At 58.7% G+C, this 22,058-nt stretch carries 24 protein-coding genes; 4 read left to right on the top strand and 20 right to left on the bottom strand.

Translation table 11 applies throughout. The features are described 5' to 3' along the window. Together ACTF5F_RS05660 and idi are read left to right on the top strand one after the other, a co-directional pair. Positions 1-1,182, top strand: coding sequence for a geranylgeranyl diphosphate reductase (locus tag ACTF5F_RS05660; protein ID WP_438955905.1), 1,182 nt, complete (start codon positions 1-3; stop codon positions 1,180-1,182). Continuing rightward, positions 1,179-1,715, top strand: coding sequence for an isopentenyl-diphosphate Delta-isomerase (gene idi, locus ACTF5F_RS05655; RefSeq protein ID WP_438955904.1), 537 nt, complete (start codon positions 1,179-1,181; stop codon positions 1,713-1,715). The genes ACTF5F_RS05660 and idi overlap by 4 nt, the downstream gene beginning before the upstream one ends. Before the next feature lie 3 nt (positions 1,716-1,718). On the opposite strand, the gene ACTF5F_RS05650 is transcribed toward idi, so the two are convergent. From ACTF5F_RS05650 to ACTF5F_RS05580, 15 genes are all read right to left on the bottom strand, one after another. After that, positions 1,719-2,033: a hypothetical protein gene (locus ACTF5F_RS05650; protein ID WP_438955903.1), complete on the bottom strand. Its 315-nt coding sequence runs from the start codon at positions 2,031-2,033 to the stop codon at positions 1,719-1,721. A 123-nt stretch (positions 2,034-2,156) separates the two neighbouring features. After that, positions 2,157-2,483, bottom strand: coding sequence for a hypothetical protein (locus tag ACTF5F_RS05645; RefSeq protein ID WP_438955902.1), 327 nt, complete (start codon positions 2,481-2,483; stop codon positions 2,157-2,159). Positions 2,484-2,758: 275 nt separating this feature from the next. Next, positions 2,759-3,010 carry a hypothetical protein gene (locus ACTF5F_RS05640; protein WP_438955901.1) on the bottom strand — a complete coding sequence of 84 codons (252 nt, stop codon included), beginning with the start codon at positions 3,008-3,010 and terminating at the stop codon, positions 2,759-2,761. A 280-nt stretch (positions 3,011-3,290) separates the two neighbouring features. Further along, positions 3,291-3,527, bottom strand: a complete 237-nt coding sequence (gene pufX / locus ACTF5F_RS05635) for an RC-LH1 core complex protein PufX (protein ID WP_438955900.1) — start codon at positions 3,525-3,527, stop codon at positions 3,291-3,293. 15 nt (positions 3,528-3,542) lie between these two features. Further along, positions 3,543-4,454, bottom strand: coding sequence for a photosynthetic reaction center subunit M (gene pufM, locus ACTF5F_RS05630; RefSeq protein ID WP_438955899.1), 912 nt, complete (start codon positions 4,452-4,454; stop codon positions 3,543-3,545). Between the two features lie 14 nt (positions 4,455-4,468). After that, positions 4,469-5,299 carry a photosynthetic reaction center subunit L gene (pufL, locus tag ACTF5F_RS05625; protein WP_438955898.1) on the bottom strand — a complete coding sequence of 277 codons (831 nt, stop codon included), beginning with the start codon at positions 5,297-5,299 and terminating at the stop codon, positions 4,469-4,471. A gap of 106 nt (positions 5,300-5,405) precedes the next feature. Then, positions 5,406-5,564 carry a light-harvesting antenna LH1, alpha subunit gene (gene pufA, locus ACTF5F_RS05620; protein ID WP_438955897.1) on the bottom strand — a complete coding sequence of 53 codons (159 nt, stop codon included), beginning with the start codon at positions 5,562-5,564 and terminating at the stop codon, positions 5,406-5,408. Between the two features lie 15 nt (positions 5,565-5,579). Then, the gene (gene pufB, locus ACTF5F_RS05615; protein ID WP_438955896.1) at positions 5,580-5,735 is read right to left on the bottom strand and encodes a light-harvesting antenna LH1, beta subunit; all 156 of its coding nucleotides are present in this window, start codon (positions 5,733-5,735) and stop codon (positions 5,580-5,582) included. A 122-nt stretch (positions 5,736-5,857) separates the two neighbouring features. Then, positions 5,858-6,082: a cytochrome PufQ gene (gene pufQ, locus ACTF5F_RS05610; RefSeq protein ID WP_438955895.1), complete on the bottom strand. Its 225-nt coding sequence runs from the start codon at positions 6,080-6,082 to the stop codon at positions 5,858-5,860. Next, positions 6,079-7,539: a chlorophyllide a reductase subunit Z gene (gene bchZ, locus ACTF5F_RS05605; RefSeq protein WP_438955894.1), complete on the bottom strand. Its 1,461-nt coding sequence runs from the start codon at positions 7,537-7,539 to the stop codon at positions 6,079-6,081. The genes pufQ and bchZ overlap by 4 nt, the downstream gene beginning before the upstream one ends. Further along, the gene (bchY, locus tag ACTF5F_RS05600) at positions 7,539-9,119 is read right to left on the bottom strand and encodes a chlorophyllide a reductase subunit Y (protein WP_438955893.1); all 1,581 of its coding nucleotides are present in this window, start codon (positions 9,117-9,119) and stop codon (positions 7,539-7,541) included. The genes bchZ and bchY overlap by 1 nt, the downstream gene beginning before the upstream one ends. After that, positions 9,106-10,113, bottom strand: coding sequence for a chlorophyllide a reductase iron protein subunit X (locus ACTF5F_RS05595; protein WP_438955892.1), 1,008 nt, complete (start codon positions 10,111-10,113; stop codon positions 9,106-9,108). The genes bchY and ACTF5F_RS05595 overlap by 14 nt, the downstream gene beginning before the upstream one ends. Next, entirely contained in the window at positions 10,110-11,048 is a 939-nt protein-coding gene (gene bchC / locus ACTF5F_RS05590; protein ID WP_438955891.1) for a chlorophyll synthesis pathway protein BchC, read from the bottom strand. Before bchC ends, ACTF5F_RS05595 begins: the two co-directional genes overlap by 4 nt. Before the next feature lie 113 nt (positions 11,049-11,161). Beyond that, positions 11,162-12,292: a methyltransferase gene (locus ACTF5F_RS05585; protein WP_438955890.1), complete on the bottom strand. Its 1,131-nt coding sequence runs from the start codon at positions 12,290-12,292 to the stop codon at positions 11,162-11,164. Next, positions 12,292-13,173 (bottom strand): polyprenyl synthetase family protein, encoded by an 882-nt coding sequence (locus ACTF5F_RS05580; RefSeq protein WP_438955889.1) that lies wholly within the window; start codon positions 13,171-13,173, stop codon positions 12,292-12,294. The genes ACTF5F_RS05585 and ACTF5F_RS05580 overlap by 1 nt, the downstream gene beginning before the upstream one ends. Before the next feature lie 105 nt (positions 13,174-13,278). Here ACTF5F_RS05580 and crtD point away from each other — a divergent pair, with 105 nt between their 5' ends. Next, the gene (crtD, locus tag ACTF5F_RS05575; RefSeq protein ID WP_438955888.1) at positions 13,279-14,829 is read left to right on the top strand and encodes a 1-hydroxycarotenoid 3,4-desaturase CrtD; all 1,551 of its coding nucleotides are present in this window, start codon (positions 13,279-13,281) and stop codon (positions 14,827-14,829) included. Beyond that, complete coding sequence (gene crtC / locus ACTF5F_RS05570) at positions 14,793-15,668, top strand: carotenoid 1,2-hydratase (RefSeq protein ID WP_438955943.1); 876 nt, start codon at positions 14,793-14,795, stop codon at positions 15,666-15,668. The genes crtD and crtC overlap by 37 nt, the downstream gene beginning before the upstream one ends. Here crtC and ACTF5F_RS05565 read toward each other — a convergent pair. The 5 genes from ACTF5F_RS05565 to ACTF5F_RS05545 form a co-directional block, all read right to left on the bottom strand. Beyond that, positions 15,628-16,287 (bottom strand): ATP-binding cassette domain-containing protein, encoded by a 660-nt coding sequence (locus ACTF5F_RS05565; protein ID WP_438955887.1) that lies wholly within the window; start codon positions 16,285-16,287, stop codon positions 15,628-15,630. The two genes, crtC and ACTF5F_RS05565, sit on opposite strands and share 41 nt — an antisense overlap. Next, the gene (locus tag ACTF5F_RS05560; RefSeq protein WP_438955886.1) at positions 16,280-17,974 is read right to left on the bottom strand and encodes an ABC transporter permease; all 1,695 of its coding nucleotides are present in this window, start codon (positions 17,972-17,974) and stop codon (positions 16,280-16,282) included. The genes ACTF5F_RS05565 and ACTF5F_RS05560 overlap by 8 nt, the downstream gene beginning before the upstream one ends. A 39-nt stretch (positions 17,975-18,013) precedes the next feature. Continuing rightward, positions 18,014-19,213 carry an ABC transporter substrate-binding protein gene (locus ACTF5F_RS05555; RefSeq protein WP_438955885.1) on the bottom strand — a complete coding sequence of 400 codons (1,200 nt, stop codon included), beginning with the start codon at positions 19,211-19,213 and terminating at the stop codon, positions 18,014-18,016. Positions 19,214-19,225: 12 nt separating this feature from the next. Next, complete coding sequence (locus tag ACTF5F_RS05550; protein WP_438955884.1) at positions 19,226-19,834, bottom strand: CDP-alcohol phosphatidyltransferase family protein; 609 nt, start codon at positions 19,832-19,834, stop codon at positions 19,226-19,228. 82 nt (positions 19,835-19,916) lie between these two features. Beyond that, complete coding sequence (locus tag ACTF5F_RS05545; RefSeq protein ID WP_438955883.1) at positions 19,917-21,923, bottom strand: hydantoinase/oxoprolinase N-terminal domain-containing protein; 2,007 nt, start codon at positions 21,921-21,923, stop codon at positions 19,917-19,919. Positions 21,924-22,058 lie beyond the last annotated feature (135 nt).

The raw sequence follows: 22,058 nt of genomic DNA, 5'->3' as shown, positions 1-22,058 counted from the left end.
ATGATCTATGATGTTGTCGTTGTGGGCGGTGGACCGTCTGGAACCACCGCTGCAGAAGACCTCACCCGGTCTGGCCACATGGTTGCGATGATCGACAAAGCGGGGCGGATCAAACCTTGCGGTGGCGCGGTGCCCCCGCGATTGATCCGTGATTTCTTTATTCCCGACAGCCAGATTATGGCCAAGATCAACACCGCGCGGATGATTTCACCCACCCAGCGCAGCGTCGATATCCCGATTGAGAATGGCTATGTCGGCATGGTGGATCGGGAGCATTTCGATGAGTTCCTGCGGGTCCGTGCCAGGGAAGCGGGCGCGCATCGATACACCGGCACCTTCCGTCGGATCGAGCGGGACGCGGATGGCACGCATGTCGTATTCCGCGACAAGATCAGTGGCAATGAGCAGCGCTTGAGCACTAAGCTTGTCATCGGCGCTGATGGGGCGCGGTCGGATGTGGGCCGTGCGGAGGTGCCGGGTGGTGACACGATCCCCTACGTGATCGCCTATCATGAGATTATCGAAGCGCCCAACCCCTCCACACTGTATGATCCGCTGCGCTGTGACGTGATCTATGATGGGGAGATTAGCCCCGATTTTTATGGCTGGGTCTTCCCGCATGGCAAATCAGCCAGCGTCGGTATGGGCACTGGTGTCGATGGCGTCGATCTGAAAGAGGCAACAGCCGCGCTGCGCGTCGCCTCCGGCCTGGATGGGTGCAAGACCATCCGCAAAGAAGGCGCGCCGATCCCCCTGAAACCGCTCGACCGATGGGACAACGGCAAGGATGTGGTGCTCGCCGGTGATGCCGCAGGCGTTGTTGCGCCCTCCTCTGGCGAGGGGATTTATTATGCGATGGTCGGTGGGCGCGTGGCGGCCACGGCGGCGGCTGCGACACTTGCGTCAGGCCGTGCAAAGGATTTGATGCTCGCCCGCAAGCTGTTTATGAAAGAGCACAGACAGGTCTTTCGCGTGCTGGGTGCGATGCAAAACGCCTATTACCGCTCAGACGAACGGCGCGAACGTTTTGTATCCCTCTGCCATGACATCGACGTTCAAAAACTGACGTTTGAGGCCTATATGAACAAAAAGCTCGTAAAGGCCCGTCCCATGGCGCACTTGAAAATCGGACTGAAAAATCTCGCGCATCTGACGCGCCTCGTCTCGCCGCTGCGCACATGAGTGAGATTTTGATCCCAGCGTGGGTGGATGGTGAACTGACGCCAGTGGAAAAGCTGTTGGCACATCAGAAGGGCTATCGCCACAAGGCGATCAGCGTCTTTCTGATGAACAAAGGCCGGACGCTGATCCAGCAGCGGGCTTTGAGCAAGTACCACACCCCAGGCCTTTGGGCGAACACTTGCTGCACCCATCCGATGTGGGATGAAGCGGATTTGGCTTGCGCCAACCGTCGCTTGGATGAAGAGCTTGGGATCAAAGACGTCGATCCGACCTATCGCGGGCAAGTGGAGTACCGCGCGGATGTGGGCGACGGGCTAATCGAGCATGAAGTGGTTGAGATCTTCACGGCTGAGGTGCCAGACACCCTGCCGATGGATTTGAACCCCGAAGAGGTCGAAGCCGTCCGCTGGGTCGATTATTCAGACCTGCGGCAAGAGGTGGAGAGCACGCCAAATGTGTTCACGCCGTGGATTCGGATCTACCTCGACAAGCACGCCAATTTGATCTTTGGCAGTGTAATGGAAAACACCTGAGGCTTACACCGCTTGAAGCTGGTCGATGTAGTCAGAGATTTCAGCGCGCGGCATTTCCACCAGCAGATCATGGCTTGGCTCTGCCAGAAGTTTCGCACCGTTCTCGTCAATGACAGCGCTGAAGGCAGCCGTGCCCTTGTTTGCGATCATGAAGATAGAGGTGCCGAGGACACCCTTGGCATCAGGGCTGGCACTGTGGACGGACGCAAACTCAGCCGAGGTTTCTTTTGGAAGTTTCGATGTAAGTGCCTCAATCGCAATTGCTGCGTTCAACGTCTCGCAAATCTGTTTGGCGGCGTTGAGCTGCGATGATGACAAGCGACTGACGATGGGGCCGACGGAAATCTGATCCTCGCCTGAGCCTTCGGAAGCTTACACAACGTAATCCCGCAGCTGGGCACCGGCATCGTCAGCGATGCCAAAATAGGGCTCATCCGCTGTTTACACCTGCCATGTCATCGCGCTGTTCTCGTCAACGACGCAGGCTGCGCCACGCCGCAACGACAATACCGGAGCAGGATCAGTTGCGATTGCGCCCGCCATACCCAACCCCAGCATCACCGGATTGGACAACTGGTTCATCAGGGTCGCGATCCGCGTCTTTGCTTTGCGCTGGTGGCACTTTGGATTGAGGAGTTTGATCCCCTCAAGCACCCGCGGCATGATACAATCATCAACCACTTGGATGACTTCGACCTCGACAATCCACGCCGTAAGAGCGCGGCGCAACGGTTTGATAACATCCGCCCCTCTAAAGTGCGTATACAATGCGGACAGCTCTGAAGCGATGGCGCCTTCGGCATCTGCGGGGTTTTCAACCGCATCAGGGTTCTGAGCGATCTAATCTGCCATTTCTTGCGCAAGGCTAAGGTGCGCCGTTGCATCCACCGCTTGGGGCCCTGTCAGCACATCTTCAACGATATAGGCCATGACAGCCTCGACATCGGCGACAAACTTGGCGTGACCGCCTGCTTTGACCTGCGCAAGGTAGTAGTGCAGTGGTAATGCTGAACGGCCTCGGGCGCGATTTCGAAACGGTTGAACTACACTTCATGAAACAGGAAATTGACGTAATCCACGACTGCTTCGACCAGAGCGTCCGGATTCTGGGGCAACGCGTCCATCGCGGATTGAGGCACAACAATCAGGTCCAGATGCTGGAATTGCTGAGGTGTATCCGTGGTATCTGAGCCTTGAGTCCCTGTCGAATCTAAGACCGTCTTAGTGCTTTTTAATAACCCTTTAAGCATCTCGACCCTGCATTTTAATCCAATACGGGGGAAATAATCGGACATTCGTAGTGTCTTTGTGACGACGTTTGGGCAACATTATGAAAGCGGCAAACCCTTGCCACAACTGGGAAATAGCGGTCGCAAGGAACCGCTGATGATGCTTTTAGGCTGAAAATAAAAATTGACGCCGTAGAACTAATCCGCTGGACTAGTCTACGACGCCAGTTCCTGTAGCCAACAGGAAGGGAACTAGAAAGGTCCAACGGACCCTTCTGGTATCGGACCCACCAGGGAGGGCGGCCCGATGACGGAGGGTTGGGCAACCCATGCCCAACCCAATTCTTTAGCCAACGTAGGTGGTCGGCTCGACCAACAGCTCGATAGATGAGCGGTTGATCGGATCAGGGTTTTGGCGGCTTTCCTCCGGCAGGGCGCGACCGATGGCTGCAATAACAGCGATGGTGAACCAGATTGCCAGAACCGCGATGGCTGCGTAGCCGGCCCCTTTCAACATCAGCAATGTGATGTCCGCGGAGAGCCGTGTGCGGCCTTCTAGATCGAGGATATTGTCGTCACTCATGTCTTGTTTTCCTCTCTAGAGCGGCGCGAAGCCGTGTTGCTGTGCCCAGACATACCAGTTGTCGACAACAGTGCCGGACAGCAGGATGCCGATACCACCTGTCAGGGTAGTTAGGACGGCGAACCACCACGCCCAGCGGTGAATGCCTTCCATCGTGGCGTTGAAGCCCATGGTCCAGCGCCAGAACAGTGCGGCCCGTTCAGAGGCTGTTCCGCGGTCGACGATCTGTTCGATCTCACGCTCACCACCGAAGCGGCTGACGGCGAGGATCGTCGCACCGTGCATCGCAAAGAGAAGTGCAGAGCCATACAGGAACGCAATGCTCAAAGCGTGGAACGGATTGTAGAACAGGTTTCCGTGGTTGATGGAGAAGAGGTTCGTCCAATCAAGGTGTGAGAACACACCGTATGGCACCATTTCCGACCAGTCGCCGATCAGGACCGGACGGATCAGGCCCAGCACGAGGAACAACCAGATGGCGGAGGCAAAGGCCCATGCCACATGTTTGCCCATGCCCAGCGCTTCGGCCCGCAGGTACGTCCGCACCCACCACGTCAGCACTGAGATCAGCAAGAAGAATGACGCGATTAGATAGTATCCACCGTCATCCAGTGGCGGCATGGACAGGCCATAGCCTGGGGATGGCGGCTCAAGCGAGAACCAAAAGAGGTCGCGCATGAAGATCGCTGGGTTGTAATCGGCCTGCGCCCAGAAGGACATGCCGACCATGACAAACCAGATCAGACCCGTGATGAGCGAGATCATCCCCATGTTACCGAGGTAGACAGGCCCGAGTTGGGCGTTGCCGAACACACCTGCTAGCTTTGAGAAGCTGGCATTCTTTGTGCGGAACTCTTCCTCGTTGACACCCATTTCAGCAGGACCTTGGACCTGAACTTGGGTGAAGATGTTTTGATATTCAGCCATTGTTCATATCCTCCTTAAAGGTCTACCCAGAAGGGCAGCTCATAGTACCAATCCCACCAGACGATCCATTCGTCGAACCAGATGGTGCCAGAGATCACGATACAAATTGCGGACCACAAACCTGCGTTGAGAGCGAGGAACAGACCAAGGCGGTGGATGCCGAGTGGCCCGATCGAATAGCCGATCAAATCGCGGAAGTAGGTGTCTTCGTGATCAGGGGACGCGATGGTTTTGCCTTTGCCCGGGTTCACAGCCGACAAGACCAGTGATCCGTGCAGAGCAAGTGCGAGACACGTCGTAAAGAAGAACGTGATCGCCACCATATGCGCCGGGTTATAGTGGAAGTTGCCGTAGGCGTAGCCCACATTATTGACCCAATCGAGATGGCTGAAGATGCCATAGGGGAAGGCGTGCCCCCATGCGCCCAGTAGCACCGGCCGGATCACGACCAGCGTGACATAGGCCAAGATCGCGACAGAAAACGCAATCGGTACGTGATAGCCCATCCCGAGCTTTCGACAGATCTCAACCTCTCGTAAGGCCCAACTGACGAAGGCGCCAATCGCACATAAGGTGATGATCTGCCACAGGCCGCCCTCCATCAACGGGGCGATGCCAAGGCCATATTCAAGTGGCGGTGGGTCGATCGAGATCAACCATGGGTTCCAAGTTGGTCCTTGGCTTGCACCATAGAAGATCAGAATTGTCCCTAGGACGGCGAAAAAGAACGTCGTAACCCCGAAGAAGCCAACGTAAAATGGCCCCACCCAGAAGTCGAACAGATCACCGCCGACCAGCGTCCCGCCTCGGACGCGGTATTTTCTTTCGAAGCTGAGCTGTGCCATCTTCCTACTCCATTTCAGGACAGGTCCGACGACCTGCCGTTAATAGTCTTTGGTGTGCTGCGGGCGAGCGGGCCCGCCCGCAGCAGAGTCTCAGGACAGCGCCTGGTTACATGCCGGCGTCGAACGCCATTTTGAACCAGTTGGTGCCATCATTGCTAAGCAGGACGAGGTGAATCATCGCTGCCAGCAGGAACAGGAAAACGCCCTGTGCCACGAAAACGCGGCGAGGGTCGAAGACCAGCCAGATCTTGTAGAACTGTGCCATGTGCGATCTCCTTCCTTACCAGTCGAACCAAGGCAGTTTGATGTACGTCAGCACGTGAGCGACGACTGCGATGATCGTAAAGACCCACAGACCGCTCATGTAGACAGCGTGCAATTCCTGCGCCTGTTCATCGGTCAGACCTGTGAAAGACAGGTCAGATTTATCAGCCATTTTTTGTCTCCAAATATATGAACTGACGCCGCGTACCCCCCGCGGCCGGGTTACGACAGGGGCTCATCCCCTGCCCTAATCCGTCACCCCGGGGGGGAGTGACGAATGCTTTTGCCAGCACATCAACCATGGAAGATGTGCGGCGTAATGATGCGCGCCTGTGTCCAGGCTTGCGCGAACGGACCCTTTTCAGGGAGCGCCATCTGACGCGCGGCGCTTAGGCACCACGTCAGCATTACGAGTGGCAGCGTGGCCAAAAAGATCACCGCGAAATACGCGTTGTATTCCCGCTTTGGCGGTGCAGTACGCGTCCGTGTGAGTGGTGTGTCCGTTGTAAAATCGGTCATGATGGTCCTCCCAAACCGGACTCCAAAGTCTCGACTGTCTTCAAAACAACCCGGTCGTTGCCGGCATCGAGCGCTGCGCGTTCCGCAGCATCCCGCAGCTTTTTCGCTGCTGAAATACGGGTGAGGATCGGGTGGCTGGCCACGATCTCATCAAGCTTCGCCTGTGCCTCGGGATCCCAAGGGAAATCACGGCGGAGCGGTGTGAGCGTTGCATCGGTCGCATCCATTTCAGAGGCGAGCGGCAGGATGTGGAACAGGCTGTCAAACAACCCGTTGCACACCTCTTGCAGGACATATGTCGCCCCGGCGTAGCCCATGAAGGGTGTCCCCGAAGCACGTCGGATCGCCGCGCCCGGAAAACTTGCCGGAATGAAGGAAGGCGACGGTCCGTGTCCCCCTGACATTTCTGCCAGATACATTTTCTCGTTGATCGATCCAAAGATGATGAGCGGCCGCTTGGCGTGAATTTCCTCGCGGACTTCATCGTTGTTGGTCTTCTTTCCACGGCAGCGGGCGACAGCCAGCGCACAGGGGAAGCCCAGATCGTTCTCAAGATAATTTTTCAGCCCGCGCGTATAGGTCTCATTTGCGACGACGGCAAACTCGGCCGTTGCAAAGAAATCCTGCGTCACAGACCGCCACAAATCCCAGACAGGTTTGATGGTCGAATGCTTTTCCTTTTCGATGAATGATTCTGGATCAAGGTCCAGAAGCTCACCCAGCTTGCGCAGGAATTTCGTTGTGCTGTCGATGCCAAAGGGTGCTTGCAAGTACGGCTTGCCCAGCACCTCCGCCAGGCCGCGGCCAAACTCACGGTACATGCAGATGTTGACGTCAGCATTCACAAGGTTTCGCATCTCGGCCAAATGCGCGCCAAGCGGCATGACCATGTTGACCTCTGCCCCAATGCCTTCGACCAGACGCCGGATTTCGGTAAGGTCAGACGGCATGTTGAACGTGCCATACATCGGGCCAAGAATGTTCACGCGCGGCTTCGCGCCTTCTTCGCGCTTTTTCTCAGGCGGCATCCGACCTTTGGTCATGCCAAATTCGGTGAAGATCCACGTCATCGCACGGTCGGCGCATTCCCACTGATCCTCATCAATGGTGCGTGGCAAGAAGCGTTGGATGTTGGTGCCTTGTGGTGTGACACCGCCGCCAATCATCTCTGCAATAGAGCCGGTGACGACAACCGCTGGCAGGGCGGGATCAAGCGTGTCCCAAGCCCGCTTCATCGCGTCCTCGGTCCCTTCACCCATCTCTGTCTCTGACAACCCGGTCACGACGATAGGCAACTCATGCGGTGGCAGCGCATCGGTGTAGTGCAGGACAGAGGTGACTGGCAGGTTCTCGCACCCGACCGGACCATCGACGACGACCTGAAGGCCCTTCACAGCGCAGAAGGCGTAAACCGCACCCCAATAGCCGCCCGCGCGATCATGATCGGTGATTAACACTAAATCATCCTCGCTGCTTCTGCGGCCCGCTTGGCCTTGTCCAGTTTCTTTTGATGCTGCGCGCGGAAGTCAGGGCGCAGATTGGGCGCGCCTTCCCAGACACCTGCGGTGTCTTCGTTGCCAACGCCTTCAAAGAATGCGCGCATCTTGTCCATCTTCTGCTTGCCGTTGATTGCGGCAGAAACAACTTGTCCCAATGACCCTGCACCGGCGGGACCCATCAGCGGGCGTGCAGAGATCAGATTGGTGAAATAGAGCGATGGGATGCCATGCTCTTTCGCGTGCTGCACAACCGGTGTCGTGCCAATCGCCACATCAGGCTTGATCGCATCAACGGCGGAGATGTCATCTTCGAGCGATGCGCGGAATTTGACCTTCACGCCCTTTGCCGCCAGCCATTCCGCGTCATGCGTCGACCATTCGGATTTTGCGCAAGCGGTGCCGACGTAAGGCACGTTCGCCCCGCTTTCGATCAGCAGACGCGCGACCAACAGCTCTGACCCTTCGTAGCCTGAAAGCGTCATTGTGCCGTTGATCGGCACGGCAGCGAGCGCCTCTTTGATCTTGGGCAGGAACGCATTTTTTGCGGCGGCGACCTGTGGTGCGGGGACGTTGAATGTCTCCCCAATGCGGGCAAGCCAGTCGGCGGTGCCATCGTGGCCCACTGGTGCAGAGCCAACGATGGGCCGACCTGCCGCTTGGAATTCCCGCACGGCAGAGGTGTAGAATGGATGGATCGCGGCAACGCCACCACAATCGAGCGCGGCGTAAAGCTCCCGCCATTCGCGGGTTGGAACCACGGGGCCAGCGGCCAGACCAAGCGGACCAAGCATCGCACCAATCATCATTGGATCGGCAGGGAACATCTCACCCAACAGCGCAACAGTAGGGCGGTCTGATTTGCCGCCCACAGGAGCCTGCACCGGACCGGCGGCCGCCTCTTCCCGCGCATAGGCCAGCATTGCGCCTGCAAGCACGTCCTTCGCCTCTGCATGGGTGGGCACTCCAAAGCCTGGCACGTCGATACCGACGATGCGCACGCCGTTGATCTCTTTCGGCAACAAACGCAGCGGCACGCCAGATGCGGTCGGTACGCAAAGATTTGTCACCACAATGGCGTCATAGCGGTCAGGGTCCGCCATCTGATGCACGCTCTCACGGATGTCTTCGTAGAGCTTGCCTGTAACCAGCGTTTCCGAATTGAACGGCACATAGCCAACGGACCGGCGCGCACCATAGAAATGCGACACGAAGGTCAGGCCATAGACACAGCAGGCGGATCCGGACAGCACCGTTGCAACCCGCTTCATGCGAAGGCCAACGCGCAAAGACCCGAACGCAGGGCACATGCTCTGTGGTTGATCGTGGGGTCCTTGCGGATAGTCCTTGGCGAATTGGTCAAGCAGTTCAGACTGCCCCGCTTCACGCGCGGCGGCTTCCATTGTCGTCGCGCCGGCGGTGCACTCGCCAGCCAAAGCCGTCTCATGCACTGCTTCAGAGGTTTCGGGCGTGACGCCTTCTATGATCTGGAGATCGCCGCTGGCGTCATAGCCAACTTCGAAACCCTCACGCGTCGTCATAAATGATCTCCAGCGACTCTTTCGGTTTCGCGTTCTTGCCGCGCATGTCGGCATCGGTCGCAGGCTCCAGAACGAAGTTTGCGCCTGTGTCCTCGGCATCAAAGAGTCCAAGCAGCCCATCTTGATCCAAAGCGGTAGGATGGGTAGGAGGCGCATCTGCGACCGCTTCGGCCAGACCCGCGAACATATCGCCCCACTGACCCTTTTTCTTTGTACCGACAATTTGGTAGTTGGCCGATTTCTTCCGCAGATCGTCATCCGCTGGGATCGACGCCAGAACCGGAATATCAACGGCCTTGGCAAAGGCCTGAGCCTCCCCCGTGCTATCGTCTTTGTTGATCACAAGGCCCGCGACGCCGACGTTGCCACCGAGCTTGCGGAAGTATTCGACAGCGGAACAAACGTTGTTCGCCACATAAAGCGATTGCAGGTCATTGGAGCCGACAAGGATAACCTTCTGCGCCATGTCCCGCGCGATCGGCAAGCCAAAGCCACCGCAAACCACATCGCCCAAGAAGTCCAGGAGTACATAATCAAAATCCCAGTCATGAAAGCCCAGTTTTTCAAGCAGTTCGAACCCGTGGATGATCCCGCGACCACCACAGCCACGACCGACCTCTGGCCCACCAAGCTCCATCGCGAAAACGCCGCCGCGCTTGAAGCAGACGTCGCCGATCTGAACTTCTTCGCCTGCAATTTTTTTCTTCGCGGAGGTTTCGATGATCGTTGGGCACGCCTTGCCCCCAAAGAGAAGGCTTGTCGTATCTGACTTTGGGTCACACCCGATCAACAGAACACGCTTGCCCTGTTCGGCCATCATGTGGCTGAGGTTGGCTAGCGTGAAGGATTTCCCAATCCCGCCTTTGCCATAGATTGCGATGATCTGGGTCTTAGACGTTGGTTCGCCCTGCGGCACTTCCAATGTCGGCTCAATCTTCGCTTCGTCGCGCAAGCGCTTATCGAAATCCTTCAGATTTGGCACTTCGTCCTTCATGCAGTTCCCCAGTTCAAAATCATTTTCAAGCAGGAGGGATCAGTGAAGGCCGTCTCATAGGCTTTCGCAGCATCCTCTGCCCGGGCTGTGTGTGTGATCAGATCGTCAAGACGGAGCACGCCATTCTCGACCGATAGCCGGATCGCGCTCATATCCTCGCGCTGCCATTCGGCAGCGACACGGATCCGTGTCTCTTTCATGAACGCGGGCGGGAATGCGAAGTGCAGCGGGTCTTTGTAGAACCCAGCAAGGACAATCTCCCCACCCTTGGCCATCCGACCAATAAGCTGGTTCAGGATGTCTGTGCGGCCGGATGCATCGTAGATGGATCGGTAGTCGCGGCGTTCGTCAGTTTCTGATGTCAGCACTTCATACCCGTCTGCGCCTGACATGCGCAGTGGGTCAACCTCCCAAACGGTTGGCGCAGGCCCTCCGGACATAACTGTTAGCCTCGCCAACAAGCGTCCAAGTACACCGTGACCGACGATGAGTTCAGGAAGCTCTTTTCCCGGACCGGTCATGGCATGCCACGCAGTTGCAGCCAGCGCCAAAAGCGCCCCGCTGGACCCGAGACCCGCGTCAATGCGCATGGCCCGCGACGCAGGCGTCACGATGGTCTGCGATGCGCCGCCAAAGAGGCCATACGCACCGTCATAGCAATCCGCTCCCGGCACAAAGACGGTCTCACCCACCTGAAAGCCCGTTTCAGGCTTGGCCGAGACGACCTCTCCAAAGGATTCGTACCCGGGGATCAATGGGTAGCCCATGCCGGGGAAGGGCGGCATTTCACCGGTCCAGAACAGCTTTTCGGTGCCTGTTGAGATGCCGGAATGACAAACTTTGACGACAATATCGTCTGCGCCCGGGTCAGTGATTCCCACCGAACCGACCCGGATATCGCCGGGTTCATTCAGGATAACGGCCCTTGTTTGCAACGTTTTCTCCCTCGATGCACTGACTTGCCAGGGTGCGACAAGGTGCGACATTCTGTCCTATGTCAGTCTAACTTGACACTTTACTATGTCAACATGTGAATACGCTTTCACTGTCAGGCTGGCTTTACAGCGGTAACAACTGACGTGACGAAGGGGCGCCGACTGCGCGGCATTTGGATGGCCTCAAAACCTGCTTGAGACAGAAGAGATGCGATTTCATCAGCCGATCGCGCCTTGCCGGTGTTCATCGCTAGGCAGTAGAACGCGAAGTACGCATCCCCTGCCCGCTGAGGGGTATCACCCCCTGCCATCGGCTCCGAAATCAGGATGCGACCACCGGCCGGAAGTGTGTCGATGACCTTAGACAACAAAGCAGCCACAGTCTCATCCGCATGGTCGTACAGCACGCGCACCAAACTGATCATATCTGCCCCATGCGGCAAAGGATCGTCTCGGAAAGAACCCGGTACGATCGTCAGGCGGTCGGTTGTACCCAGTTCTGCCGCCAAGTCTTTCGCCGCTGGCACGACCGCTGGCAGATCGAACAGCGTCAACGCCATCGTCGGATTGACCTTCGCCGCCGCCGCCAGAAACGCGCCCGTCCCGCCACCTATGTCCATCAGATGCTCCACACCGGAGAGGGAGATCATCAACAACGTCTCATCCGCGACAAGCGATTGACTGTCGGTCATCAACTTGGAATAGGTCGCCGCGGTTTCTGGATCGGAAGCTCCATCAGCCCCAAAGACATACGGCCAGAACTGCGCCAGTTCCGGCTCCGTCTCCCCCCGCAGGAAGGCGACAGGATCGGCGAGGTCACGGTAGAGCACATCATGATGCGCGATCATCCCTTTCAGACCGGGCACGCCGACAATGGCCGCGCCTTTGCGGGCGATGCGGTAACGCTCCTTTTTCTTGCGCACCAGCCCCAAGGCCACCGCCGCATCCATCATGATGCGCACGCGCGGCTCCGGCGCCTGGCAGAAAAGCGCAAGCTCCGCCGCTGTGCGGGGGCCTTTCAACAGGTGATCCAATACCTCGAACTTCACCAAGGCATGCAGCATTTGTGAATGGCAAAACCCTGCCACAAGATCAAAAATCTCTTCCCCATCTCGCCGGACGAGCCCACGAATTAGGGGGATACAGGCCATGCGGCGTTGGAAGGTGGGAGAGGCGATCAGCCGGTTCAACGACCATTTGGGCCGATCAGGACCGGCGCGTCCGCTCAACTCCAAGTCTGTCATCACTCACCCGGGACAACGTTATGCGTGCGTGCATTGGCGGGGACCAAGCGGTCGGCATAGGCGCGCACCATTTGCGCCAAAGCCGCCTCACCCGAGCAGGCGGGAATCGACGCAATCGCACCTGCGATGATGTCATCAAAGCGCTTTACCGCACCCGTGACACCAAAGGTCGCGACCGCGTTAGGCCGCCCATGCAAGTCGTCCTGACCCGCAGGCTTGCCGAGCGTACACTCATCACAAAGCGCGTCACGCAGATCATCGGCCACTTGGAAGGCTTCCCCGATCTGATCGCCAAGGTCTTCCCAAGGCTCCGCCCCTTGCCCGGCGCAAATCGCCCCCATCTGCGTCGCCGCGATGAAGAGCGCGCCGGTTTTGGATTTGTGATAGGCGCTGAGGTCAATCTTTGCCTCACTCTCCCACCCTTGGCCCGCGCAAATGCCGTTGGGCATGCCGGACCGATTGGACAGGACATCAATCAATTGCACCGCACGATCCGCGCCCAAGGGCGCCGCGCGGGCAAGGATATGGAAGCTGAGGATGATCAGGCTGTCGCCCGACAGCACGGCGAGCGGCTCGGAAAACGCACGGTGCATGGACGGCTTGCCGCGCCGCATGTCGGCATCGTCAAAACACGGCAGATCATCATGTACCAAGCTGGCGCAATGCATCAACTCCAGCGCGGCACCCGCAACGTCTGTCAGCTCTGGCCGGTCTTCACCACAAGCCATCGCGACAGAGGTGAGTATCGTCGGCCTGATCCGGGCACCACCTGGGTTCACGGCATAATCCAGCGTGGCCGACAGCCGCGAAGGGGCCATGCCACCCAGTCCGCTTTGGACAGCGCGGCCCACCGCCGCTTCGATCCGATCAGAGATGCGCATCGGCCCTCCCAAATTCCATATTGTGTATTTATGTTTACACTACATATGTAAACTAGACTGGACAGTTTCTCTATTCGAGTCAACACTCCAGCCCGGAGGTGCGCAGTGATCGCAGGAAAACGGATAGCAATTGTTGGTGCAGGTATTGGAGGGTTGGCCACGGCTTTGCGGCTGTCCCAAGGGGGTGCCGATGTCTCCGTCTATGATCTGCATGACGCGCCGGGTGGCAAGATCCGCACGCTGCCCTCTGCTGCTGGGCCGGTGGATGCAGGACCGACGGTTTTGACCATGTTGCCGGTGTTTGAGGCCCTTTTTCGGGACGTTGGCGCGGACATTCATAACCATGTGACACTGACACAGCTTCATACCTTGGCGCGGCATTTCTGGGATGATGGCACGGTTTTGGACCTCACCGCCGACCGTGACGAAAACATCGCAAACATCCGCGACACTTTTGGTGCACAGGACGCAGCTCAATTTGATGCCTTCGACGCCCGCGCGCAGATGCTCTTTGATGCGTTTGACGCGCCGATGATGCAATACGCCGCGCCCAAAACCCCACAGATGGTGGCGACCGTGTTGAAAAACCCGCGTCTGATTGCGGCGATGTCCCCGCATCGGACCTTGGCCTCGACCCTCCGCCAATCCTTCGCCTCCCCGCAGTTGCAGCAACTTTTCGGGCGCTACGCCACCTACGTCGGTGGCTCCCCCTATCAATCGCCCGCCATCCTGTCGCTGATCTGGAGCGCGGAGGCGCGTGGCGTGTGGTCGGTCAAAGGAGGCATTCACACGCTCGCCAAAGCCATCGCTAAACTTGCCGAAAGCTTTGGGGCCACGTTCCATTACAATACACCCATCCGGCGCATCATTCAGCAGAACGGTCGCGCGGCTGGCTTGCAAACCGATGCCGGTCAGATCGAGGCAGATATTGTAGTGTTCAACGGCGATCCCCGCGCTTTGGTGCAGGGGGATTTGGGACACGCGGCCTCCAACGCAGTAGGGGCCGACGGCACAGACCCGCGCAGTCTTTCGGCCTATGTTCACGCCTTCGCTGCGGCACCATCGGGTGTAGAGCTTAGCCATCACAACGTGTTCTTCGGTCATGATCCAAAGGCAGAATTTGACGCGCTGCAACAGGGCCGCCACCCCACAGATGCAACGTTATACGTCTGCGCCCAAGACCACGGCAACCTCGCAAGCGACGCCCTGCAACGCTTTGAAATCATCATGAACGGACCACCTGTCGGCATAGATGCCGGAGAGGAGAAAGATCCATGTCAGACACAGACCTTCAACCGGCTTCGGAACTTCGGCCTTCATTTCGACAGGCGACCGGAACCCGCGACGCTGACAACACCGGCGGGTTTCAACGCCTTGTTTCCGGCGAGCCTCGGGTCGCTTTATGGGCGAAGCCCACAAGGGCTCATGGCAGGGATGAAGCGGCCACTGGCCCGAACGGACATGGCGGGCCTTTACCTGACGGGGGGCGGGGCACATCCGGGCGCGGGGATACCGATGGCCACACTCTCCGCCCGGCACGCAGTCGAGGCGATCAAGGCGGACCTCAGTTCCACCTCGACGTCCCGCCAAACGGGTATGCGTGGTGGTATGTCGACGGGATCAGCAGCTGCGGCACCAAAGCGATCTCCATCATAAGTTTTATCGGCTCGGTCTTTTCGCCTTGGTATGCGTGGTCTGGCCGCAAGGATCCCGATAATCACTGCTGCATCAATGTCGCCACCTACGGCCCCGGCGGGCGTTTCACGATGACCGATCGCGGGCGCGAGGCATTGAGGACCACTCGCGACACGTTTCAGGTTGGACCCAGCCAGATGCGCTGGGACGGCGAAAGACTAATCTTTGACATCAATGAAATCAGCAGCCCGCCTTTGGTCAGCCGCGTGCGCGGTCAGGTCACGGTGACGCCGCGCGCAGTGACGGATGTGGAATTGCCGCTGGCCGCTGACGGCACACACGTCTGGCGACCCTTCGCGCCCTTGTCGGACATCACTGTCGAACTTGAAGCGTCGGGCTGGCAATGGTCGGGGCAAGGGTATTTTGACGCCAACTTTGGCACCCGCGCGTTGGAGCAGGACTTCAACTATTGGACGTGGGGCTGTTTCCCGCATTCGGACGGGGCCACGGCATTCTATGACGTCACCCGCCGCGATGGATCGCAGTATGAAACCGCCATCGCATTCGGCGAAGACGGATCAGCAGAACATGTGGAGGCGCCGCCACTCACACGATTCAAAAACTCGCTTTGGCAAGTCCGTCGGGAGACGCGCGCTGACCCCGGCGCGACGCCAAAGCAGCACCTCAGTATGCTGGATGCACCGTTCTATTCGCGATCGGCTGTGCGCACGCGTTTGAACGGTGAAGATGTTTTGGGCGTGCATGAGGCGCTCGATCTGCGGCGCTTTGCGTCACCTCTGCTGAAGCCCATGCTGGCCGTTAGGGTGCCACGTCGTGCGGGGTGGCGCTGGCCAGACTGATGACATGGCCCCCTGCGGCCTCCGCATCATCGGCGTCATGTGTGACCATCAGAACCGGCAGGTTCTTGGCCTTCGCACGGTCAAACACAAAGCTGCGCACTTGGGCACGGCGTCCCGCATCAAGGCGGGAGAACGCTTCATCCAACAACAGCGCCGACGGCTCTGACAATAGCATCCGCACAAGCGCGACCCGCGCCTTTTGACCACCTGAGAGCGTGGCAGGGTCGCGGTCAGCGTACCCGTCTAGCCCCACGTCCATCAGCGCCTCTGCCACCTTTTCCGCCCGTTCCGCGCGGCTGCCACCAGGGGCGAGGCCGAAGGCGAGGTTTGCCCCGACGGAGAGATGCGGGAACAAAAGATCGTCTTGAAACAGGATGCCGATGTGCCGCTTGTGCGGTGCCGTTTCGGTCACGTCAGCCCCATCCAGCAGCACACGCCCTTCGGCCCGAAACGCGGGCGCTAGGGTGCCGGTGATGTAGGACAGCAAGGTTGATTTGCCCGACCCAGACGGCCCCATCAGGGTCAGCACCTGCCCTGGTGCGATGTGGTGATCGACGGCAACCAACGTGTGCCCATCCTTGCGAACAACCACGTTCTTCAACGTCAAACCCTTAGCCATAACGCAGCCCTCGCCTGTTGCGCCAAAGAAGCGCGGGGATCATTAGGGCAAGCGCAAATGGCATGAGCGCGGCCCCTGTTTGCATCAAACCGTAGACACCAATCGCCCGCCTGTCACCGCCGGAAGAGAGCGCCACCGCCTCTGTCGTCAGCGTCTGCACACGGCCCCCGCCAATCAGCAGTGTCGCCAGATACTGCCCGACTGACACGACAAGGCCCACGGCCACAGCAGTCAGGATTGGGCGCAAGAGCATGGGCAGCCGAACGCGCCAAAGGACGCCGGCAGGGCTTGCCGACAATGCGGCCGCAGTGGTTCCAAACCGGCTGTCCCACGCGCGGAACGGGTCAGCCAAGGAAAGGAAGACATAAGGCAGGACAAATACCAGATGCGCCAACATCACTGGCACACGGCCCACGTCCGCGCCAAGTGACAACATGAAGGTTTGAAGCCCGGGCAAGAACGCGGTTTGCGGCATCAAGAGCGGCAGATAAAGCAACCATATCCCCCGCTGGGAAAGGCGCAGACCATAGCGATACTCGGCCTCCAAACACCCGATGGTTAGCATCAACGCCGCGAGTGTGACCGGCACCGCGATCACCGCCGTTTCCCAAAGCGCGTCGAGCACACCCATGCTGTGCCGCATCCAGCTTTTGAGCGTGAAGGCTTGCGGCAAGGCATCGGGGAATCCCCAGAAGCCTGCGAAAGACCAGACCAGCAAAACGACGAGGCCCAAAAGTACCGCCAGCGCCGCGGTCATACCCGCGCCCAAAGCCAACCCCGCAACCACACGATCTGCCTTACCGCGTCGCCCTCTCATCACCCAGCGGTGGCCGAGGGCGGCGACCGCCCGCTCCCCCAGTCTCCAAAGGAGCAGCGCGCCAATCACCAGTGCCAGTTGCACCAATGCGGCAGAGGCCGATTGCACCCGCATCGCAATGTCAGGGTCAGCCATCCAGCGGACGATTTGAACCGACAGGGTGCTTGGCGTGTTCGGCCCCAAAATGATCGCCACATCTACAACAGACATGGAGTAGGCCAAGACGACGTAGACGGGCAGTTTGATCTGCGCATAAATGCGCGGGAAGACCGTTTTCAACCACCCTGTCACGCGCCCATATCCCAAAGCTGCCGCGACACCCCGCGATTGTGCCGATTGCGCTTGTCCGAGTGCGGCCAAGGTCATTAGCAAAAGAAAAGGCACCTCTTTGATGACCAAACCTGCGATCATCGTGAGGCCAAGACTGTCGTTAAGGATCAACAAATCAGGCGGACGCTCCCACCCCGTCAGCCAAGGGGAGAAGAGCCGCGACAGCCAGCCGGAGGGGGCGATTAGGAACGCCAGACCAAAAGCGGCTGCTGCGTGCGGAACAGACAGAAGCGGCGACAACAACCGCTCCAGCGCCGTGAACGGCCGCGTGCCGGACCAACCAGCGACCACAAGCATGACAATGGCCAATGCGATGAGGGTTGAGGCGAAGCCTGTTACAACCGACAACTGCACGCTTTTGCCAAAGCCGGGCCAGTCCATAAGCGCCGTGAATCCGCTGCCATTCGGTCCGGTCAATCCAGCCGACGGCAAATGCCCAAAAGCTGGCAAGATCGTGCCCCATAGCCCCGCAATCAGCGGGCCAAGCATCACAAGCACCGTCAAGACGGGCAGAAGGGGAAGGGCCTTGCGATGGAACATAACAGAAAAGTCCCCACCGTCGCCGGCAGGGGCAATGTTTTATTGCGCGACGCCGTAGCGCTCTACCCAGTCATCCGCGACGCGGGTCATCCAGCTTGGGTGCGGCTCAGGCTGTGCTGTGCCGAGTTCGGCAGGCGACAGGGTCGCGATGCCAAGTTCTAGCGCGTCAAAAGCGGCGCGGTCTTCGGCGCTCAAGGCGTCCATATTCAACACGGTACCATAGCCCAAAACCCCTGGGTCTTGAGCGCGGGCCTGCGCCTTTGGCGACATCAGGAAGTTGGCGACAACCATCGCCGCTTCTTTGGAGCCGGAGTTATAGGGGATCGCCACAAAGGAAGCGTTTCCAATCGTGCCTTTGTCCAGAACGAAAGTGCGCACGGTCGGTGGCAGTTCATCATTTGAAATCGCGGTGGAGGCTGCACCCGGGCTAAACGAAATCGCCAGATCAACTTCGCCATCTGCAATCAATTGGAATTGCGCCGTGCCAGTGGCCGGATAAGAGCGGCCCTGACGCCACAGGTTCGGTGTCAGTTCATCAAGATAAGCCCAAAGCGGAGCTGTGACGTCGGCATAGATGTTTTCTGACACTGGCAGCGACAGAACAGAAGGGTCAGGCAAAATATCGACCAAAACCTGCTTCAGAAATGTCGTGCCTAGGAAGTCCGGCGGCTGTGGATATGTGAACCGACCTGGGTTGTTGGCGGCCCACTCTTGTAAGGCTACCATGTCGCCCAAACGCTCCGGCATGTCTGCCGTGTCATGAACAAAAACTACCTGCGCCATCGCCCAAGGGCTTTCATAGCCCTCGACCGGCACGGTGAAATCGGTCTGAACGGTCTTGCCGTCCACATCCACGAACTGCCAATTCGGCAACTGCTCAGCAAAGGGACCAAACAGCAAATCCGCCTCTTTCATGGCGGCGAAGTTCGCACCGTTGATCCAGATCATGTCGATGGCACCATCGTCATTCTCGCCCGAGTCCTTTTCCGCGATCACGCGGGTCACGGCGTCAGCGGTAGAGGATAGCTTCACATGTTCCAGCGTCACGCCATAGTCTTCTGCCACGCGGCTGCCGATCCATGCGATGAAGTCGTTGGTCGTGGTAGAGCCGCCCCAAGCGTTCCAATACACCGTCTGGCCTTTGGCCGCTTCGGTCACAGCGTCCCAATCCGCTGGATCGGTTTCGGCCAGTGTGGGAAGAGGCGTCAAAAAGGCCGCAAGAATGGCAAGATATTTCATATGTTCATGTCCTTAGTCAGTGAAAATGTCCCGCGCAGCGTAAATGCGCAGAATTGCGGTCGCAAAGCAAAGCGCGCCAAAGAGCCATGCCAGCGGTGCGAAAAGTGTAGGGAGTAGGCAGAGCAGAACAAAGAAGCCGATCGTCTCCGTCCCTTCCAGAAGCCCGTTTGAATAGTAGAGCGATTTTTGGCCCTGTTCGATCGAGTCCATCTCGTACATTTCGGCCAGTATCGCAAAGCCGAGGAAGCTTGCGCCGTTGAAGTAAAACGACAGCAGCAAAAAAGCCCCCGCGATGGCGTTGCTGTCTGGGTCCATGATGACAAACCCCAGCGGGATCGCGCCATAGAATAGAAAGTCGCACGTGATATCGAGGTAGCCGCCGAAGTCAGTCTTTTGCATCACGCGGGCCACCGCCCCATCAAGGCCATCAGCCAAGCGGCTGAGGAGAAGCACGACAAGCGCCAATCCTGTGAGGCCCAAGGCAATCAGCGCAGCGGAGAACAGTCCAAGCCCCAAGCCAATCAAAGTTACATCATTTGCCGACAAGCCAGCCCCTGCAATCCACTGTCCAAGGCGGTTCAGCGGTGGGTCGATCAACTTTCTGGCGTGTTTGTCGAGCACGTCGGGTCCTTTGGTCTTTGCAGGCTTGTGACAGATGCGCCCCGTTTCATGCAATCGGGATGACGCGATCGTGAGACCTGTGTCAATTCGCGATGCGCGGACGGCCACGAGCGGTGACGCTGACCGTCGCGCTGATGAACATCTCGGCATTCTCAACCATGGCAGTCTGGCGGTCGATCTCCACCACGATCTGCGGGGCGTCGACGCCGGAGGCTTCGGCATCCGCCAAGGCTTTGGACTTTAGCTCCGCCTCAAGTGCAGCGACGGCGGTCGCTTCATCCGCGAACCCTTTGGGACCGGCGCTCAAGTGTGCGTTGATCCGACCCGCCCCAGCAGATTCCAGATTGCCTTTGGCTTGAATGGTCACATGGCCCACAACCGCCCCAATCGCGTTCGCCACGTCAGAGTGCTCAGGCAAAATCGTCCGCGTGCCCAGCGCATCACCGACCGCGCCATAATATGAGCCTGCCGAGGCCCCCAATCCAATGACGGGCACGGCGAGGTTCAGCTTTGTCTCTACCACCCCTTTGTGCCCGCGCAGTCCCGCATGAATCAGCGGGTGGTTAGACAGATCCTCGACCGGCAACTTAAAGTCGAATGGATCTTCAGCAAAAGCAGATTGCAGCAGACAATCGACCGTCTGTGTCGCCAGTTGATCAATGATCATCTGCGCCATTGCCTCTGGCGTTTCTGCCAGACGATCACCACCACCCGTTCGCTGCCGCGCAAAAATCGTCAAAGCAAGCCGCGCCGCCGCCGCATCCCATGTGTCAACCAACCCCAAAACATGCGCGGCATCAGACGTCGTCACTCCGGCTTCAATAACCAACCCGCGTGTCACCAAACGGCGAAGCGCCGGAGCCTCCACCCGTGAGGGTGCGGCATGGGCCAACCGTTGCGGACCGTTCAGCAACCGCTCGGCAATCGCCGCTTCGCGCTTGTTGAGCCCCTCTGGCACCGGCCCCGCCCAAACCGGCACAACAAACCGCCCACCATCCACCAAGGGCTGTTCTGTATTCACCGCGTTCGACAATGGCTGATGCACCAACTCCGGGTGATCCAGCGCCAGAAGGGAGATGGGCATGATCCGGCGCGGGCCGAGGCGCAGCCCAAGGCGCAGACCCTGCTCCACATGCACCTCACTGTCGCCACCAAGCCCATGCGTCCGCATCGCGACCGCTTCGATCATCGTGCGAAACTTGCCGACACGTGCCCCCTTAGAATCAATCTGAGGACGCCCGTCCCTAAGCAAGCAAATGTCCGTCGTTGTGCCGCCAATATCGCTGACCAAAGCATCCGTTTCCTGCGTCAGCCACCGCGCGCCTTCGATCGAGGCGGCGGGTCCACTCAGGATAGTCTCAATCGGCCTTTTCTTGGCCAGTTCCGCCGAAATAAGCGCCCCATCGCCCCGTACCACCATCAACCGCGCGGTGATGCCGATGCCGGACAGGTGCGTCTCACAGGCTTGGATCAACCGGTCGATCATCCCAATGAGGCGGGCATTCAAAACCGCCGTGAGCGCCCGCTTCGGCCCCCCAAGGGCGGAAGATAGTTCGTGTGAACAGGTCACCGGCTTTCCCGTCGCCTCCCTGATAACATCGCGGATCGCCTTTTCGTGGCTAGGATTGCGGGTGGCGAAACGGGCCGCAACTGCGAACCCCGTGATACCCGCAGGCCAGCCCGTCAACTGCTGCCGCAACGAGTCCAGATCTGGCGATGCCTTTTCCGTCCCCGAATGATCGTGCCCGCCAGCCATGAAAATCACCGGATCGCCGGCCAAAGCCTCCCGCAGGCCATCGCGATCAAGCTCCGCCTCTTCAAACCCCACAAAGACCAAAGCCACCTTACCGCCCTGCCCTTCGACCAAAGCGTTTGTGGCAAGTGTGGTGGAGAGGGAGACGAGGCCGATGTCTGCGACATCAACCTTTGACCCCGCCAGAACCGCATCAATCACGCGACCCACGCCCAGCGCAAGGTTAGGGCGCGTTGTGAGGGATTTGCTTTTGGAGATGACTGTATCGGACGTATCGTCGATCAGAACGGCATCGGTATAGGTTCCGCCCGTATCGACACCAAGAAGAATGGCCATAGTCGTCCTTCGCGTTTGCGTTTCGCGGCGACCCTACAAACTTGTCAGCCCCTGTCACACCAAAAACCGACATCGCATATCATCCCGCCGTCGCTGGCACCGATTGCGCCAAATTAAGGATTTGCCCCTATCCCC

The sequence above is a fragment of the Cognatiyoonia sp. genome (assembly GCF_965661665.1).
Lineage (GTDB): Bacteria > Pseudomonadota > Alphaproteobacteria > Rhodobacterales > Rhodobacteraceae > Cognatiyoonia.
Note: the sequence above shows the minus strand (reverse complement) of the source record. Positions and strands in the feature narration are given on the sequence as shown.